General features: G+C 52.5%; 20 protein-coding genes and 1 tRNA gene. 10 read left to right on the top strand and 11 right to left on the bottom strand.

Annotated features, from left to right (window positions below):
* The first annotated feature begins 1 nt into the window (after window position 1).
* Complete coding sequence (locus tag ACR0J0_RS20545; RefSeq protein WP_480665856.1) at window positions 2-439, top strand: hypothetical protein; 438 nt, start codon at window positions 2-4, stop codon at window positions 437-439.
* Window positions 440-466: 27 nt separating this feature from the next.
* On the opposite strand, the gene ACR0J0_RS20540 is transcribed toward ACR0J0_RS20545, so the two are convergent.
* Entirely contained in the window at window positions 467-649 is a 183-nt protein-coding gene (locus tag ACR0J0_RS20540; protein ID WP_480665855.1) for a hypothetical protein, read from the bottom strand.
* Window positions 650-1,225: 576 nt separating this feature from the next.
* On the opposite strand from ACR0J0_RS20540, the gene ACR0J0_RS20535 reads away from it, so the two are divergent.
* The 3 genes from ACR0J0_RS20535 (at window position 1,226) to ACR0J0_RS20525 (ending at window position 2,948) form a co-directional block, all read left to right on the top strand.
* Window positions 1,226-1,597, top strand: a complete 372-nt coding sequence (locus tag ACR0J0_RS20535) for a hypothetical protein (protein ID WP_480665854.1) — start codon at window positions 1,226-1,228, stop codon at window positions 1,595-1,597.
* Window positions 1,598-1,689: 92 nt separating this feature from the next.
* Window positions 1,690-1,941, top strand: coding sequence for a DUF7660 family protein (locus ACR0J0_RS20530; protein ID WP_480665853.1), 252 nt, complete (start codon window positions 1,690-1,692; stop codon window positions 1,939-1,941).
* An 812-nt stretch (window positions 1,942-2,753) separates the two neighbouring features.
* Window positions 2,754-2,948 (top strand): hypothetical protein, encoded by a 195-nt coding sequence (locus tag ACR0J0_RS20525; protein ID WP_480665852.1) that lies wholly within the window; start codon window positions 2,754-2,756, stop codon window positions 2,946-2,948.
* A gap of 552 nt (window positions 2,949-3,500) precedes the next feature.
* On the opposite strand, the gene ACR0J0_RS20520 is transcribed toward ACR0J0_RS20525, so the two are convergent.
* Both ACR0J0_RS20520 and ACR0J0_RS20515 read right to left on the bottom strand, forming a co-directional pair.
* Complete coding sequence (locus tag ACR0J0_RS20520; RefSeq protein WP_480665851.1) at window positions 3,501-4,277, bottom strand: nuclease-related domain-containing protein; 777 nt, start codon at window positions 4,275-4,277, stop codon at window positions 3,501-3,503.
* A gap of 234 nt (window positions 4,278-4,511) precedes the next feature.
* Window positions 4,512-5,069, bottom strand: coding sequence for a recombinase family protein (locus ACR0J0_RS20515; protein WP_480665850.1), 558 nt, complete (start codon window positions 5,067-5,069; stop codon window positions 4,512-4,514).
* 192 nt (window positions 5,070-5,261) lie between these two features.
* Here ACR0J0_RS20515 and ACR0J0_RS20510 point away from each other — a divergent pair, with 192 nt between their 5' ends.
* Entirely contained in the window at window positions 5,262-6,461 is a 1,200-nt protein-coding gene (locus ACR0J0_RS20510; protein ID WP_480665849.1) for an EVE domain-containing protein, read from the top strand.
* A 69-nt stretch (window positions 6,462-6,530) separates the two neighbouring features.
* Window positions 6,531-6,770, top strand: coding sequence for a hypothetical protein (locus tag ACR0J0_RS20505; protein WP_480665848.1), 240 nt, complete (start codon window positions 6,531-6,533; stop codon window positions 6,768-6,770).
* A gap of 366 nt (window positions 6,771-7,136) precedes the next feature.
* On the opposite strand, the gene ACR0J0_RS20500 is transcribed toward ACR0J0_RS20505, so the two are convergent.
* From ACR0J0_RS20500 to ACR0J0_RS20480, 5 genes are all read right to left on the bottom strand, one after another.
* A complete protein-coding gene (locus ACR0J0_RS20500) occupies window positions 7,137-7,652 on the bottom strand; it encodes a hypothetical protein (RefSeq protein WP_480665847.1) in 516 nt (171 codons plus the stop codon).
* Window positions 7,653-7,679: 27 nt separating this feature from the next.
* Window positions 7,680-7,973, bottom strand: coding sequence for a hypothetical protein (locus ACR0J0_RS20495; RefSeq protein WP_480665846.1), 294 nt, complete (start codon window positions 7,971-7,973; stop codon window positions 7,680-7,682).
* A gap of 126 nt (window positions 7,974-8,099) precedes the next feature.
* Window positions 8,100-9,557: a site-specific integrase gene (locus tag ACR0J0_RS20490; RefSeq protein WP_480665845.1), complete on the bottom strand. Its 1,458-nt coding sequence runs from the start codon at window positions 9,555-9,557 to the stop codon at window positions 8,100-8,102.
* 396 nt (window positions 9,558-9,953) lie between these two features.
* Window positions 9,954-10,029: transfer RNA gene (locus tag ACR0J0_RS20485), tRNA-Ala, on the bottom strand.
* A 142-nt stretch (window positions 10,030-10,171) separates the two neighbouring features.
* Window positions 10,172-10,498, bottom strand: coding sequence for a TIGR02300 family protein (locus ACR0J0_RS20480; protein ID WP_480665844.1), 327 nt, complete (start codon window positions 10,496-10,498; stop codon window positions 10,172-10,174).
* A gap of 100 nt (window positions 10,499-10,598) precedes the next feature.
* On the opposite strand from ACR0J0_RS20480, the gene ACR0J0_RS20475 reads away from it, so the two are divergent.
* The 3 genes from ACR0J0_RS20475 (at window position 10,599) to ACR0J0_RS20465 (ending at window position 13,211) form a co-directional block, all read left to right on the top strand.
* Window positions 10,599-11,294 carry a M48 family metallopeptidase gene (locus ACR0J0_RS20475; protein ID WP_480665843.1) on the top strand — a complete coding sequence of 232 codons (696 nt, stop codon included), beginning with the start codon at window positions 10,599-10,601 and terminating at the stop codon, window positions 11,292-11,294.
* A 30-nt stretch (window positions 11,295-11,324) separates the two neighbouring features.
* Window positions 11,325-11,972 (top strand): GntR family transcriptional regulator, encoded by a 648-nt coding sequence (locus ACR0J0_RS20470; protein WP_480665842.1) that lies wholly within the window; start codon window positions 11,325-11,327, stop codon window positions 11,970-11,972.
* A 111-nt stretch (window positions 11,973-12,083) separates the two neighbouring features.
* Window positions 12,084-13,211, top strand: coding sequence for a lytic murein transglycosylase (locus ACR0J0_RS20465; RefSeq protein ID WP_480665841.1), 1,128 nt, complete (start codon window positions 12,084-12,086; stop codon window positions 13,209-13,211).
* A gap of 4 nt (window positions 13,212-13,215) precedes the next feature.
* On the opposite strand, the gene ACR0J0_RS20460 is transcribed toward ACR0J0_RS20465, so the two are convergent.
* Complete coding sequence (locus tag ACR0J0_RS20460; RefSeq protein ID WP_480665840.1) at window positions 13,216-14,178, bottom strand: acetyl-CoA carboxylase carboxyltransferase subunit alpha; 963 nt, start codon at window positions 14,176-14,178, stop codon at window positions 13,216-13,218.
* A 100-nt stretch (window positions 14,179-14,278) separates the two neighbouring features.
* Window positions 14,279-14,962 (bottom strand): hypothetical protein, encoded by a 684-nt coding sequence (locus tag ACR0J0_RS20455; RefSeq protein WP_480665839.1) that lies wholly within the window; start codon window positions 14,960-14,962, stop codon window positions 14,279-14,281.
* Between the two features lie 154 nt (window positions 14,963-15,116).
* Between ACR0J0_RS20455 and ACR0J0_RS20450 the strand changes: the two genes are divergently transcribed.
* Entirely contained in the window at window positions 15,117-15,950 is an 834-nt protein-coding gene (locus ACR0J0_RS20450; RefSeq protein ID WP_480665838.1) for an AraC family transcriptional regulator, read from the top strand.
* Between the two features lies 1 nt (window position 15,951).
* Here the strand turns inward: ACR0J0_RS20450 and ACR0J0_RS20445 are convergent, their stop codons facing one another.
* Complete coding sequence (locus tag ACR0J0_RS20445; RefSeq protein WP_480665837.1) at window positions 15,952-16,548, bottom strand: LysE family translocator; 597 nt, start codon at window positions 16,546-16,548, stop codon at window positions 15,952-15,954.
* Window positions 16,549-16,560: the final 12 nt, after the last annotated feature.

Here is a 16,560-nt window from a genome sequence, read left to right as displayed (position 1 = left end):
AATGGCTGAACGAGACCTTACCTTGATTTCGGCAAAGCGTTATCTGTCTCGCAAAGAGCTCATTCGCGTTGATAAAGAAACCAAAGAGCGCATCACGAAACCGCTCTACACTTTCGATCAAGTCATCTACTATCTGTATGTTCCCACAAAGTTCTTGCAAGAAAACGCACTTTTGACGCGGAGGCTTGTAGATGGGCCGGAGAGCATTTCAGAAACATTTGAGTTGCGCAAAAGTGACTTAACTGAGTTGGGATATGAGCTTTTCCGAACGGCTCATTCAAAATGGCTTGGCGCACTTGACCGTAAAGCCGTTGGGAAAGCCGTTGATGCTACGGATGCTGAGGGAATACGGCAGGAATGGTTGCGATCATCCAAAGCGGATCAAATCTTCAAAAATCACCTGAAAAAGCTGAAAGAAGCCCATCCGAATTTGAAATGACTATGAGATGGCAGAGGCAGTCACCACTCACCGCTCCAACTCCTGTGCCACGTTCATCAGCTTCAGTTCAATTGTGATGCATTCGACCAAATCTTGGATTTCTTGGTGTGCGTGGTTGATATTGACAGCGTATGATTTGCCGATGAAGGTGGCGAGGATGGCTTTTGTGACCGCTAACTGCTTAGCACACATATGGGTTTTCTGCGTCATATCATTGGCTTGATCGTTGTGCTTCTGTTCTCAATTTTGAGCGTGTTATCGTTGGCGTCAATAGAGGAGGCACGGTACATTACATTGACCCGCAGCTCGGTAGCATTGTTGATCTACAGCCAAACTTAACAGTTATACCAGGTTATCGTTGATTGAACGACGCGAACTAACTTTTTCGGAAATCCGAACTCTAGCAATACACGCTGGAGAAAATGAATGGTGTGAATTTATCACGAACCAGCAAGAAATACTTGGGACTCAATGTATCGGCTACGGTCGCGCGTGGATGTTCTTTCGTCACTCGGACATTGAGATTCCTGAGCACGCTAATATGCGTAAATGTGCCATCGTTGTAAGCAAATACGGCGAGGTAAGGAAGACAGCTGACTTTTCACCAGATTACAACGAATGCATGATGTATCTAAAAACTATGTCAGAACACTTTGAAGAGCGAAACCTATAGGCGGTGGGGGAAACTTCCAGTTTCTGTGAAAGAAGTTGGTCAGATCTACCTCAAAGCTCAAAAAATGCTCTGATCAAAGCCAGTTTGTTCAAGCCAAATGGTAAGCCAATAAAATGAAGTACGAAACACCTACCAAACGATCACTAAACGAAATTAAATCGGCCTTACTGGAGAAAGGTCTGACCGATGAGGAAGTCTCCGGCCTGGTTTTGTCAGCCATCTATTACGTTGAACCCAGTGCTGCTGCTGACATCTTGTTCGATCAATTTAAAGCTGCGAAAGTTGAAAACAAAGCTAATTTAATGGTTTTGTTTAATACTTTCTACGACATACACAAAACAACTTACAGAATTGAAGAAGGCGTGAATTTGTTGAAAGCGTTTCAGATTGAAGTCCCCGAGTTGTTTGATCGAATACAGTTTGTAATTGACGATGTGCTCTGGGTAAAAAACTGTGTCGTCGGGATGGGTAGGAAAGCAATTTGAGGCCGGTGTGAGGATCCCAGCCAAACGAGCCAAACCCTCCTGATTAGAAAGATTCTAGGTTTAAATTTTGATAATTAATGAAGGGCAGGAAATTGAAGTCAGAAGAAAATAACCGTGCTGTCGAAATCAAAACCGCAAGAGACTTCTGTAATGCACTGAATATTTTGTTGCGTGATCCTGAGTTTCCTGAAGAAAACTTGAATACCAAGTCTTTTGTGGAGGCAATGCAGGCATGGCTGCTAGCTTTCGAGGGGCGCAATAGCCTCTTCGATCAGCCTTGCGAGGAATACATCACTTGGGCCGACTTGTATAAGTTGCTTCAAGCGGCGGCAGTGTACGAGTAGACTTTAGGTAAGCCCTACGGTTCAACATTCTCCTTTGGCTTTCTGACCTCTGCGAAAAAGATAAAACCCGCTACCGAAAGGCAACGGGTTATCTTGCGGCGATAAGGGAAGATGTTGCTCACACCCGCGAACCTCAATGCCATTCGTGGCAAATTTAGATGAGGAATCTGACAAATGCCAACTCGCGGTGCGCAGAGCTATGAATGCAACGATAGAGTTCCGCAGGTGCAGCAATGGTGGCATGGGGTTCTCTTTAGTTCACTGCACAGCGAACTTAGTTCCGTTTCGGCCACAAAGGAAAGTTCTGCTGCCGAAAAGGAAGAACTATGGTTGGCGGATCAGGTAAGATTTGGTGGAGCCTAGGGGAAACGCCGCCGAACGCCTAATGCACTGATAGTAAACACTATTGTAGTGTGTTGGTTTATGGTATGTCTCACCTTAGTGTCACACTTTTAAGTGCGCAATCCTCAGCACCCAATTGACTATGACCTAATCGCAGGACTTCTTTACTGTCCTGTTTACATTCGGCACGGTACTCATTGACAGATGTATTGGTATGGAACAATGCGCATGAAACGGACTGCGAGTGCCTTTGGGTTGATGCTTGCTACCACATCACTAGCAAGTGCGGATGAGGGTAAATACCAAACCCTCATGTTGTCCGGTATCTTATTGGTTCAAACCAATACGGAAACTGGTCAAATGCGAATGTGTCGGGTGGACCCTAAGTTAGTGGTCTCTGCAGAACCAGTGGAGCTGTCTGCACCTGAGTGTGGGCAATGGAGTTCACCAGATAAGGAGGAGCAGTAATAGTGGAGACAATTGTTGCTATTGTGGCAAGCGCCCTTGCACTGGCTTTTGTTGTTTGGCTCTGGATCATCGTGCCTATGAATATGGCGCAGAACCGAAACCGGTCTGGTCTGATCTGGGTGCTCATCTCCATCGTTGGGTCACCGTTGTTAGCAATTCTTCTACTGTATGCTTTGGGTGATGCGCCATCTGCATAAGAGGCCCAGCATTCAAAACAGACTGTTCTCTGTTGGTGTGTAGTTTGAGACCAGGCAAAGTTGATACTGTAGTTCTTAACCATGGTTAGTGGCGCCTGTAGGCAAGCAAACCGAATGACTTTGAAAATGGATAGATTGTCCGAATGTTCAAACCGAATTCACTATAGTTGTAGTCACTAGTGCTAACAAAGGACCTACCATCGAAGTACTTTGCACTGTGCATCAGTTAATAGATTTAGGCGATATTGCGATAGGTAATTTTTTGGACATACTAACGGCAATAGTATGATGTTAAGTATTTGTTTATTATTATATTTCTATTGGCTCAATCACTATGTAGTGGTTTGTTTGTTTAGTCTAGAAGAGCAACCAGTATAATAGCAATTATATATATTATGTATATACTACAACTAAGAGGTATTGATACTCATCTGGTGATAATCCAGCGGGGCAGACAGATCACGCTTTTTGTAATCTGTCTGGCCGGTTATTTGCTCAATTGAGGGAGGGCTTAAGCTGAACCGAAAAACGGACAGCATTTTCTCCAACCTTCTAAGTAGCCTTTCGTGTTCCCCGGCACTTGGGAAATTCCACGCACCCAAAGAAAGCACTACCCGATTTCCTGTTAGTGCGTTTGACCATATTAGCGCCGCATCTCGGGCAAGATGTTCGGCCTATTCGCCCACTAGGCCTGTCTGTCGAGCTTTTTACTTTGGAAGCAGCCATCCTCTCCAGGTTTTTCAGGTGTTCTTTCTTCGTCTCCCTGCCGTTTTCCAAGGCTATGTTGCGTAGTTTCGCTACGTACGCGGTCACTTGTACGTCCGAGAGTGCAATCTTCTTCTCGACTGCAATTAGCCTTCCGAGGTCTTGCAGTCCCCAAGCGACGCTTTCTGGCATCGCCGTTTTTGGTCGGGCCGAGCCCGTAAACACCACAAAGTTGTGTAAAAGACTTTCCTCAATACCCAAGATGACTTGGACGGCCTTCACGTGGGCATAGTTCTGCCGAAGCGGATTTTGAAAACTGCGGCGCTTGCCGCCTTTTAGCACTTGGGTCCAACTACGTTGGTCGGAACTGCCAAAAATCCAACCGGACATGTTCTTTGTCTCAATAACAAAGATGCCATAGCGAGAGATCAGGAGATGGTCGATCTGAGTAGTGCCACCGGCTACGGGAAGCGTTAAATCGGACAAGACCTGATAGTCTTTTTCGTTCAATACTGATGTGAGTGCTGAATGCACCCGACGTTCACCTCTGGCGCCTTTTCTTTCAGGTGTATTGTAACTTGCTTCAAGTGCCCAAAAAGCGGATTTCAACAGGAATTTTAGCATAACAATTCAAACCATTCCTTTGTTGAAGTTGATCTAACGCTGCACTGCTGTGCACCAGGCTCAGAATTTGAATGGACATTTTGTTACTTGGGTTTTTTGAAGTGCGACCGCTTGTTAGCAGGCGCCAAAAGGTTGTTAGATTATGACAAATCTGGTGCACCCTAAGTGCAAAGAAGATAGATTGTTTTGAGCAATGCGCACCAAACAAGAGCCTTTATACATCTCGAAGAAAAGCTATTGTCGAGCACTAAGTATCCGATACACGGACGCCCGACCTATACCCAGCCTACGCGAGATTTCCGTAGCGCCGATCCCTTCACTCGCAAGAGCAATCACATCAACCGACTTTGCCTTTGCCGTAGGTTTGCGACCCTTGTACTTACCTGCAGCCTTTGCCTTAGCAATTCCTTCCCGCTGACGTTCCAGCATAATCTCCCGCTCAAACTCGGCAACGCTTCCCAATAGATTTAACATCAGCTTGCCTTGAGCAGTTGAGGTGTCGAGGTTCAATCCCAAAACTGTTAGATGCGCCCCAACGCCCTCAAGTTGACTGCGGATTTCCATTAGGTGGGCCATAGAGCGTGCAAGACGGTCCAGTTTGGTGACTACCAAGTGATCGCCCTCACGGATGAAATTCAGCGCCTCTGTGAGCTTCTCACGCGCTCTGACATCCACTGAGGATACCTGTTCAGTAAATACCTTCTCGCACCCAGCTCGTTCCAGTTCCCGTAGTTGAGCATCAAGTCCAGCCGTCTGATCTAAAGTGGAAGTCCTGGCATAGCCAACAAGCATGATCTTATCCGTCTCTCAAAGTCTTAGATATTGAGATACATACTGTCTCAAAATGCAAAGTCAACATCTGTGAGACACACCTTGCCTGTGTGCCAGTTGTGTCGCTGGGGCAGGGCCTAATGGGAAAAACCAAAACCGAACGACGCTCAATTATAGGTTGTGATTGCAAACCTTCTACTAGACAGTGCTGCTATGAACACCTGGATATTTCAGACCAACCCCGATCACTATGACGTAGACAGCCTGTTGGCTTCATCGATCAGAACAATTCTATTCACAGCGCGGCAAGGCGCGTCGCGGATGATGCCAGGAGACACCGTTTATCTGTGGCGCTCAAAGGGGAAGGGTGGGGCGGTATCCGGTATTGTCGCAAAAGGTCGCCTTCTCGATACGCCATCTATGCGAGTTGATGACAGCGAGGGGAGCCAATTTTGGATAAATCCAGGTGAAGCCAAAGAACCCGGAATGAGGACAAAGCTGCAGATCGACGAAGTTGCCAACAAAAAGGAAGTCATACAACGCGAATGGCTGGTGCAGGACCCGGTCTTAAGTGATCTAACTATTCTCAAGATGGCAAATAGTTCGAACTACTTTGTCCAACCTGAGCATTTAGAAAGGATCAATGCTCTTTGGGTGCACACCGGCGTAGCTTGGACCAGGGCGGAAAGCTTAGCCGCACTTCACACGTACCAAAAAACGTATGGAGGCAAGCTTTCGCGACTGCCCGGTTCTCCAATCGCTGAAACCTCCGCTCTCATCGGTAGGGCTATCGGAGGGGTTTACAACAAAGTACTTAACTTCCGCCATTTAGACCCCAGAGACCAGCGGGCAGGGCTGTCTGGAGCCGGAGAGGTAGATAGCCAAGTCTGGAGTGAATTCTATGACGTTTCTAGTGAAGAGATCGACACGGATGCCCTTGAGCTTGAGTACCAAAGACTTTGGGAAAAGCCTGCTTCGCAAGAGCGGTCTAGTCGCAATAAAGTGTCTGAAACAGAGGCAACCAGCACCAAAGGAGGCTACCGTCCTGGCCCGGTGCCAATACCCGGTGAATACTCCGCTGTGGTTGAGAAAGCGGATGCATACCTAGTTTATGTCCTGGAGCTTAGTAACAAGAAAGCAGTCAAGGTTGGGATGTCTAGCGACCCTAGTTCTCGCCTAAGCGAATACAATCATAAGATCATTCCAGAGATCACAGGGTTAACCTGGAAACTCGCTTTTACACATCAATTCGAGAGCGCCGAAAAGGCTCTCATAGTCGAGCAGAAAGTCATTAAGAAATTCTCGCAAATGCAGCTTCCGAGTAACGGAGAGGTGTTGAAAGGCGTATCTGCAATGGATGTCCAGCTAGAAGTAATACATGCGGTACGTGAAGAAGAGACCGTACCCTCCTAATACACTGCTTGCTATCGACACTTTCTCAACTCTTACGGTAGTAAGGTTCCCGAAGCGAACGGAGGAGCCATGAAGAAAGTAGAGGTTTTTAAGCAGGTAAAAGGTCCAATGGACAACTATGAGGACTGGTATTATCTGCAAGCTGATGAAGAAGACTTCTCTAGCGTTGTACATGAATGGAGCCATGTAAGTCCCAGTCTCAACGCCAACACCGGGTCAAAATGCTACACCGTTGGAGACTTCCTTGCCAGCTCGGATGTGCACGCCGGGGCACAAGCTGCGGTCCGAGAAAAGATGCGCGGCAGTTAAAGCTCCTTAGCAGCAAAACGCTACATGTGCGGCACGTCGTGTTCAGACAGGACGTGCGCCACCCTATGGGGGGATTTTGTTTGGTCGTACGATTAGATGCCCCTTCGAAAAAATGTGCCGAAAAATCTCATTATTCCCATATCGGTAAGCAGCTCTGCGATACAAAGCCCAGCCTTCTTTAAGCGTAAAACTCACCGAATTGGATTGACAGCGTCCTTTCACGCAAAACTCAGAAACCTATCCGAGTTAGTCTGTGCGCTCATTGGTGGCGACGTTAGGATCTTCCCCTAATCCCTTTCTGATTGGTCTCCCAACTAGAGAGTTTGCCTGGTCGGGAGAGTTAATTCACCATCGCCATATCGTGGACTACACGACAACCGGCATTATTTCACGCTGTTCGTGATACGCGTCCCTAAGCTCTTTTACCAATTCATACTCAAGTCGATGGATATCTTTTTGAGAGCCAAGGTATTTCTGCAAAAGGGTAGGGGGTTTCTCAAATATCTCGTCCGGCCCTGGATCAGATCCTACGAACCGCAACGGTCCAGTTTCAGTATGAAGACAGCATTGCCAAGGGTAGTTTTGTATCGTGTATATCTCAAGCCAGCCGGGTTCAGGCAACTCAGTACCTTCACCGCGCCGCCGTGCCGGCACACTTACTTCGAACCGAAGCGTGATTAACCCATGTTCACCATCGATCGGGAGCCAGTTATTGTTGCGCCAGCCATCATAGTAGAAATGGGCACAGCCCTCATGGGTTTCATCGCAGCCCCTAGCCCCATGAATTTGCCGTTGCTGGAGAATTGAAAGCGCACGCTCATAAGACGTGTCATGCTTCAATATATGACTGTTGCTTCGTTCGATCTTATCAAACCACTGCACTTTTGTTTCCTTCTTTTTTGTCTGCGATTATTTCAGAATGCCGTCGCAGTGTTGGTGCCCAGGCTCAAGAATTGAGACTGCCGCAATTGCTCGAAGATCTTCAGGTTTGTCAGGGACCGACGGCCTGGATCTGCCTATCATTCTCGAAACTCGGACAAGCCCAAACCGTTCTGCCTCCTGGATGCCAGAGAGAAAGTCATATGGGTCGAGATCTTTAGTGAAATCGTGCTGTATGAGGGTTTCGAGATCTATGCCAAGCATTTTCTCGCCAACTACATCCCGAATAGCCATGACAACTCTACTTGCCGCTTCAGAAATCATATGGTGCCTTCCTAATAAGTTCTTGTTTCGATTACCCAATAGCTATCGGATAGCCAAGCCAAATACGAAGCGATGAGAGGGAAATTGTGCCCCGGCAAAGCAGGGCAAGCTGCCACGCTTTGCCGATTACGGCAGGGATCGACAGTTTACCACAGGAAGGCCGCTCTCATCCTGTTGGTGGCCAATGATGTGGCAGAGCGACAAGCCCTTGTGGGTCACATTGCACACCGCCTCATAAAGCACTGGCAGGGGCACATTGCCGTCACCATAGCGCCCTGCCATACCGGGCAGCGCATGACCCAGTAGGATGTCATTGATATCGGGCTGAACGCCAGCGTGACGGCAAGCATCTTTGAAGTTATGGCGGAAAGAGTGGAACGAGGTCTTGCTCGTCTTTGCACCAATTCTGTCGATGTAGCGGCTAAAGTCTTTGCTGGCCTGATCTGAGTAGTAGCCTGTCGCTCCCAGCTTTAGTTCAGGGAATACCCGCTCGTGGCCTGCTTGTCGCTGAGCTTCTACGAAGCGGAGGAAGCCAAGCCGGATTAGCTCGGGGTGTATGGGCACAAGTCTGCTTTTGCCGAATTTGACGCGCTGATCCTCATTGCCTTCGTGCACCCGGATGAAGGGCACACCTTCTTCTTGGTCGATATCGTCAACGCGCAACTGGCACAGTTCGTTCAGTCTTGCGCCGGTCCATAGGCCCAGTAAAGGAAGCCAATACCAACTGGTATCGCTGAGGTCTGTATTTCCCGGCACTGTGCGGAACCGCCCCGATTTGCACCCGGTGTACAGAGGGCTGTTGAAGATGGTTCGCAGTTGCTCTTTGCTAAACGGATCATGTTGGTTTCTGGCATTGTTATTGTCATCTACCTTCATTGGCCCAAAGATGTCGGCTACCTGTAAGTCCAACTGTTTATCTGCCCACTTCCATATGCCCTGCAATCTTCCCAAGGCTTTGTTGACCGTACTTATTGATAGTCTTGGCAACCCGTGGTCTTTGGCAGCTTGTATGGCGTCTCTAGGAGATAAGCCAATCGTTTGCGGCAGTTTGTTCCGGTTGGTAGGAAGCTCAAGCAGCACTTTCTTAAAGTCGCGCGCGTCAGCCTTTTTGTAGTCGAGAATTGGACGGTCGCCTTGCAATTCGATGAATAGGCTTATCCAAGCCTGATAGTCGTTCAACAACTTGGCTGACCACCCGTCTATCTGTTCCACCTCAGCTTTTTTCTCGGCAAACAGGACGGACAGCAGCGGGCCAGAACGCGCCTCAGACGGCTTCTTTGAAACTGTGACTGAGGCACTGCTGGGATTGGCTTGGGCGCTTTCTGGGGTGCTCACAGCCGCGCTGGGCTTCGTGCTGAAATCGTAGTTCTCAAATGTCTTGTCGTATTCAAGCAGAGCCTTGTGCAAACTTGCTTGTGCTTTTCGGATTTCATCAAGGATAGCCCACTTTGTCTCGACAGGCTGGGCTTGGGCTACGTCAGTTGCATCGCAGAAATTTTGGTATTCCCTAGTGGCGTATTCTATGCCCATCAAGTCCCAGTAGTCTTCGTTATCCATCTCATAGTATTGGAGGGTATCAAGCATGCGCTCCTTTTCATCCCCTGTGTATGGGCCGAGTTCGTCCCTGCGAGCCTTTGCCCTTTCCAGTACACTTTTGAAATGCCCATACACCTTTGTGCGTAGTACGCCGTAGTTCATGCCCGATTGTTCTATGTGCTTTGTTATTGTGTCGCCGCACACTGCAAGACGCCGTGCCAGAGTGCCAGCCTCTTTTGGGCATCTTGTACGCAATGACACCCGAAGGGTCCTACGTGTGGTGCTTGGTCTAGTGTGTGGTTTTGGTGTCGTGTCGGGTAGGGGCCAACGAAAGTAATAGATGCCATGTCTGGACAGCGAGAGATACGCATGCAGCTTCATTTTGTGTCACACCTGTGTGTCACACCGCTCTAATGCTTGCTATCTAGTTGTATTGTTAGGTTTTGGTGGAGCCTAGGGGAGTCGAACCCCTGACCTCTTGCATGCCATGCAAGCGCTCTCCCAACTGAGCTAAGGCCCCTTCCAAGTGCCGCTGCTGCGGTGGACGGACGTTTATGAGACGGCGGCGATGAGTGCAAGTCCAAAATTGGATTTTGCCAAAAAGTTTCTGACCCGCATCTGAGGGTGGTTTGAGGCGGCGACAGGGCCGCCCCGGACCGCTTTTAGTTTTCGTCTTCCGACGACATGTCGGTGATATCGTCCAACGAGACGTTGTCGTCGCTGTCGTCATCATCGTCCAGCAGATCATCGTCCAGATCGACGTCGACATTGTCGTCATCATCCAGAACCAGATCGTCATCCGACGCGTTCTCGCGTGCTTTGGCCGATGCGGCATCTTCCGCGTCTGCGGCGATCATCCGGCTTTTGCCGGTTTCAAGCTCCACGATCTCGCCAGTGTAGGGGCTGATGATCGGGTCCTTGTTCAGGTCGTAAAAGCGCTTTCCGGTGGTCGGGCAAACGCGCTTTACGCCCCATTCTTCCTTGGGCATGTCAAATCCCCTTGATATCAGGTGAGTCGTAATAATGATTCAGGTCACGTGCCACATGCAGCGGGCACTGTCAAAGCCTTTGAGCAGGAGAAACAGGCATATGGGGGATCATGCATTGCCCGGAAAACCGCCGGTGCCGCTGACGCTGCGCAAATCGGCCAGGGCGCGGCGCATCAGTCTGCGGATTTCCCAATTGGACGGGCGGGTTACGCTGACCTACCCAAAGGGCGTGGCCGAGTCTGAGGCGTTGAATTTCGCCAAGGTAAAAGAGGACTGGATCCGCCAACATCTTCAGGACCGCCCAAGTCCATCAGCTGTGGAATTCGGCCAAACGATCCCCGTTGAGGGCAAGGACAGGCGAATCGTACCCGCCGAAGGTCGGCGTGTCCTGCTGCGGGATACAGAGGTTGCGGTCCCCGAAAGAGCCGAAGCCCGGCGGTTGGCCCGGTTCCTCAAAGAACTGGCACGGGATCGTCTGACCGAGGCCTGCGACGATTACGCGGCGATGCTAGGCCGGCCCTATTCCAGCCTGACCTTGCGCGACACGCGTTCGCGCTGGGGGTCTTGCAGTTCGACCGGTGGGTTGATGTTTTCGTGGCGTCTGATCCTCGCCCCATCGGACATTCTGCACTATGTCGCTGCTCACGAGGTCGCGCATCTGGCTGAGATGAACCATTCGCCCGCGTTTTGGGCGCAGGTTGAGCGGTTGTTCGGCCCGTGCAAAGACCAGAGGCGCTGGCTGCGCGACAACGGGGCGCAGCTTCACCAGTACAGATTTGGTGCTGACGCGAGTTGACCCCGGGGTAGTATGTGATCACATGGGGGTATGTTAAGTGCCCGTCCAACCGACTCTCAGCCCGCCGCCCATGATCAGGTCTATCGAGCCCTGCGTTCACGTATCATGCACGGTGAGATGGCACCGGGGCAGGCGTTGACCCTGCGAGGGATCGGCAAGGAGTTCGACGTCTCGATGACGCCCGCGCGTGAGGCTGTTCGGCGGTTGGTGGCCGAAGGGGCACTGTTCCTGTCTTCGTCCGGCCGCGTTTCCACGCCCGAGCTGACCAATGACCGTATTGAAGAACTAGCGGCATTACGCGCCCTGTTGGAAGTCGAACTGGCCAGCCGCGCTTTGCCCCGCGCGCACATGGCATTGATTGACCGGTTGCAAAGCATCAACATGAACGTTGCTGAAATGGTCACCAAGCGGGATGCGGTCGGCTATATCCGGTCCAACCTGGAATTTCATCGGACACTGTATCTGCGCGCGCAGGCGCCCGCGATGCTGGCCATTGTCGAGACTGTTTGGCTGCAATTGGGGCCAACCATGCGTGCGCTTTACGGGCGGTTGCGGCGGACAGAGCCGCCGCATTACCACAAGCTGATCATTGCCGCGTTGAAAGCAGGGGACGAACCCGGGCTGCGTCTGGCGGTGCGCTCGGATGTGACCCAGGGGCTTCGGATGCTGGTCAGCTGAGCGGCTTGTTGCCGAATGGCTCGGATTGCTTTTGTGGGGTGTCGCCGCGCTGGCTTGAGCGTCGCGTCTGCGATACTCTGAGCCAAATCACAACAAGAGCAGATTTCAAACATGATCAATCGACGCCTGTTTTCGCTTGGACTCGGATCGACCTTTCTGGCCGCGTGTTCAGGAGGAACTCCGACCAGTGCCCCTGCAACGCGGATGCGGACCGTCCCCAATGCAGGCTGGGACGCCTGGGTCGCCGGTTTCAAATCGCGTGCAGCCTCGCAAGGAATTTCGCAGACGACCATGAGTCGAGCCTTTCAGGGGGCAGGGTACTTGCCTGACGTGATCGAGCGTGACCGCAATCAGGTCGAATTCAAACGCTCGTTAGAGGACTATCTGGCGATTGCGGCGTCAGATGAACGGATCAACACGGGCAAACAGATGATGGTGCGCCATGCTGGCACCCTTTCGGCGATCGAGGCGCAATATGCTGTCGACAAAGAGGTCATCGTGGCCGTCTGGGGCCTGGAAAGCCGCTATGGAGCCCGCCGCGGGGACGTCCCGGTGGTGTCGGCCGTATCGACACTGGCCTATGACGGTCGCCGCGGTGCGTTTTTTGAAAAGCAACTGGTAGCTGCCCTGAAGATTATTCAGGAGGGCGATACGACACCCTCGAATATGACCGGCAGTTGGGCCGGGGCCATGGGGCACACCCAGTTTATTCCCACGTCCTATCTAGCCTACGCGGTCGATTTCACCGGAGACGGGCGGAGAGACATTTGGTCCGAAGACCCGACGGATTCGCTGGCCTCAACAGCTTCCTACCTGGCGCGTGCCGGATGGGTGCGCGGGCAGCCGTGGGGCGGAGAAGTTGGCACCGTGTCCGGCACCCCGACCGCGGTGTTACAGCCGCAGACACCCGGGCCTCGCATTGCGGTGTTCCGCAATTTTCAGGTGATCAAGCGCTACAACAACTCGGACAGTTACGCGATTGGCGTCGGACATCTGTCCGACCGGATTGCGGGCGCCACGCCATTCCAGGCGTCATTCGGGCCGGACGCGACCGGTTTGACGCTTGAGGATCGTAAGGAGCTTCAGCGACGCCTGACATCCGCAGGCCACGACACACAAGGCGCGGACGGTGTCATCGGCAACAACACGAAATCCGCCATCAGTGCGTATCAGCGCGCCAATGGGCAGGCTGTGACCGGAGAGCCTTCGGCGGCGTTGTTGCGCCAGCTTGGCGGCTGACGGTTTAGGCCGCCAGCCCTTTCGAGCCGATATCCAGGAATTTCTGACGGCGGTCCTTGATCAGGGCCGCTGCATCTTTGCCGTCCAGCTCTTTGAGCATGGCATCGATGGCGTTCCGCACGGATTCGACGGTGGCTTCGCGATCCCGATGCGCACCCCCCTTGGGTTCGGTGATAATGTGATCGCAGACACCCAGCTTGTGCAGGTCCTGTGCCGTCAGACGCAGGGCTTCGGCCGCCTCACGCATCTTTTCCGAGTCCTTCCAAAGGATCGAGGCGCAGCCCTCGGGCGAGATCACCGAGTAAACCGAATGCTCCAGCATCGCGACACGGTTTGCCGTTGCAAACGCGACCGCACCACCCGAGCCACCTTCGCCGATAATCACGGACACCAGCGGCACGCCGATCTTAAGGCACATTTCGGTCGATCGCGCGATGGCTTCAGATTGGCCACGTTCTTCGGCGCCCTTGCCGGGGTAGGCGCCCGCTGTATCAATCAGGGTGATGACTGGCAGTCCAAACCGGCCCGCCATTTCCATCAGGCGTACGGCCTTACGATAGCCTTCGGGTCGGGCCATGCCGAAATTCCGTTCGATCCGCGACTTGGTGTCGGAACCTTTTTCGTGCCCGATCACCATAACGGGCTGGTCATTGAACCGGGCCAGACCGCCGATCACCGCCAGATCGTCGGCAAAGTTCCGGTCACCCGCCAGCGGAGTGAATTCGGTGAACAGAGCCTCGACATAATCCTTGCAGTGCGGCCTCTCGGGATGGCGCGCCACTTGGCATTTTCTCCACGGGGTGAGCTCACCATACAGTTCGTCCAGCAGCTTGGCGGCCTTGGCGTCCAGCGCGGCGGCTTCTTCGGCCACGTCCATTTCTTCGTTAGCGCGAGCCAGCGCGCGCAATTCCTCGGCCTTGCCTTCGATCTCGGCCAGGGGTTTTTCGAAATCCAGATACTGGGTCATGACGCCTCTCAACGCGGAAGTTCTTCGCTATATGAACTTGCTGTCGGAGGAATGCAACACAAGGCAAAGCAGCCCCGTTCGGCGGCTGCGCCGGTATAGGTCACTTTGCCGGGACATAACTGGACGGCAATCCGTCCGCATCCGCGTTGACCATGTAGTATTGGTTTTCGCCGCTGTCCCAAACTAGAAAGGCGTCAGCCCCTTCAGGTTTGGTCTGTTCGCCCCAGGGGGCCTGAATGGTCAAAGCTTCGTTTGTCGCATATCCCAGATCGGACACGCGCAGCATTTCAACCGGTGTTGTCTTGAGCGCACCGACAATACCGGGCGTTTGATCCTCGAACATCGCCTTGACCGCAGGGGCCATATCCAGCCGCTCAATCAGTCGCGTATTTTTCAGTGCGACATCGTCCAGTGAAACAAGCTCGTAAGCCTCGTCAAACGTGTTCTTGCCAATGATGTAGAAGTCCGGGCCATCCTTGCGGAACTGGAGAGCTATGATCGAACCGGTGTTCTCGGCCAGATACGCCTGATCGTAGCTTGTGCCATCGACCGAACCGAGGTTGTCGCGGATCGCTTGGGGAATTGCGTCGAAATCATCGCTGGTCAGTTGCCAGCCAAGGATTGGCCGATCCTTGATGTAGGTTTCAGCGGTCGGGCTGTGCTGGCTGACGCGTTCGGCAATCATGGTTTGGGATTGGACGTCATCGGCCTGCGCAATTGCAGGCATTAAAGTAATGAAGGCAGCAATCATAATGTGGCGGAGCGGGAAAGACAGGGTGATCATGACAGTCCTCAGTTCACGTGTTGAATAGTGATTTGTCTATGTGCGTAACGCGTCAAGTGTAACATTTTTGCATGGGCATTCCGATGCAAATTCAGCAAGATTTGTGGCTGGGAAATATGCATCTTCATGAGGGCAGAGCGAAGGGAGGATGTAGATGGCAGCCAGCTATGAAGACCGCGTATTGCGCGTGTTGGTCCATATTCACGACAACCCCGCCGGAGACCTGTCGCTGGACGCGTTGGCGGATGTCGCGGCGATGTCCCGGTTCCACTGGCACCGCGTGTTTCGGGCGATTACTGGCGAGACCTGCGCGCAGGCAGTGCGTCGGGTTCGGCTTCATCGCGCCGCAAGCTGGTTGGTGATGACCGATAAGCCTGTGGTGCAGATCGCGACCGATGTCGGCTATCCAAACCTGAAATCATTTGCGCGGGCCTTTGCTGAGGCCTACGGCAGTAGCCCCGCCGCTTTTCGTCAAGCCGGACAGTTCCTTCCGGCCAATCCACGATTCAAAACCGGAGATTATCCAATGCACCCCGTTGAAACCCGCACTGAACCAGCCCGACGTGTTATCGCTCTGCCGCACAAGGGTGATTATTCGCAAATCGGCAAAAGTTTTGAGGCCTTTGGCGCTCTGTGTGAGTCCCGGCAATTGTGGCCCAAGGTTGGCCCGGTTCTTGCTGTGTATCTGGATAGCCCGGACGACACGCCAGAGGAGCAATTGCGCAGCTTGGCCGGTGCCGAATATCATGGCGACGGAACGCCCGAAGGTATGGAAAGCCTGGAAATTCCGGGCGGGAGAACCGCGGTTCTGACCTATAAGGGCCCGTACTCTGGCATTCGCGCCGCTTACCACAGCTTGTTTGGCAACTGGTTGCCCCAGTCGGGTGAAGAACCCGCGGATCAGCCGTGCTACGAAATCTACCTGAACAACCCGCGTGATACGGCGCCCGAAGATTTGCTGACGGAAATCTGCCTGCCGCTGAAGTAACTCAGTTTGGCCACAGGACCGGGTAAAGCGAGCCCACCAGCAGCGCCGCCATTGTCCAGTTGAACACAACCAACCGGCGCGGGTTCGTCAGGACGCGCGCCATCTGTTGTCCCAGGACGGTCCATGTGCTGACAGAGGGAAGGTTGACTGCTCCGAACACCAGGGCGACAACGACGATGGCCTGCAAGGTCTGATCCGGCGTGTAGGCTGTGGTTGCCGTCAGGGCCATGGCCCAGGCCTTGGGATTGACCCACTGAAATGCGGCCGCTTGAAGGAACGTCATCGGAGTGCCCGTGTCGCTTGCCCCCTTGGCCGGGGCAGCGTTTGCGATTTTCCACGCAAGAAGTAACAGATACGCGACCGAGGCGACCTTCAGCAACGTATAGCTGACCGGATACATATCGAACAGCTGTACCAAACCTGTACCGACCAAAAGCACCATGAATGTGAACCCCAGCCCGATCCCCAGCATGTGCGGGATGCTTTTGCGGAATCCGAAATTCGCCCCCGATGCCATCAGCATCAGGTTGTTTGGGCCCGGCGTAATGGAGGAGACAAAGGCAAAGGTGATCAGGGCCAGAAGGATATCATAGGTCATGAGCGGGATAAT

The organism is Ruegeria sp. BF12 (genome assembly GCF_056538705.1).
This window is presented reverse-complemented; position numbering and strand designations above follow the sequence as displayed.